1 protein-coding gene and 1 pseudogene are annotated in these 653 nt (G+C 53.6%); both read right to left on the bottom strand.

What is annotated here, in order from left to right; genetic code table 11:
* Positions 1 to 180: pseudogene (locus R7R78_RS27040) on the bottom strand (hypothetical protein); the annotation flags it as partial.
* 14 nt (positions 181 to 194) lie between these two features.
* A partial coding sequence (locus R7R78_RS27045) for a type I DNA topoisomerase (RefSeq protein WP_225474726.1) occupies positions 195 to 653 on the bottom strand: 459 nt, incomplete at its 5' end.

The following is a 653-nucleotide window of genomic DNA, read 5'->3' on the forward strand; positions in this document are numbered from 1 at the left end:
CACCATGCCTTTTCCTGCGCTTTTTGCAATGGCCGAGCCGATAGCTAGAGTTGGCATGATGGCCTGACCTATTTGGCGGGTAGATGCAGTTGCCAAGCCTGAGGCGATGTTCTTCCCGGCATCTTCGGCAGTGGCAGAGCTGGTTGTGAGCATCGCAGTTAAAATGATTTTTCCAAACATACTTAATTCCTCTATCAATCCATAAAGTCCGACTTTTTGAAGGGCATAGTGCCTTTGCAATCGGGATACGCTGTGCAGCCCCAGAACTTAGAGGCTCGTTTCTTGCCAGGGGCTTTTCCTTTCCTGAGACGCATCGGGCTACCGCAATCTGGGCAGTCTGGACAATCCTCCGCCGCGGTACGTTTCTCGGGTTTCCCTCGGTTGTCTGGGAACGTCTTCTTGCAAGCCTCGTTCTGGCAGCCCCAGAAAAAACCGTGCTTCCCTTTGATCCGGTGCATCTCTCCACCGCAGTTGAAGCATTCGTGTGAAGGAGGCTTCGCGCCCTCGAAGGCTTTAGCCATCGCGCCACCTTCTTTGGTCAGAACCGGTGCGGCCACTTTGAGCTGCTCAACCATTTGGCAGATCCAGGTGGAAATCTGCTTCATGAAGACAGACATGTTCCCGGAGCCGGAGGCAACTTTCTCAAGCTCCTG

It is taken from the genome of Vibrio sp. 2134-1, assembly GCF_033339495.1.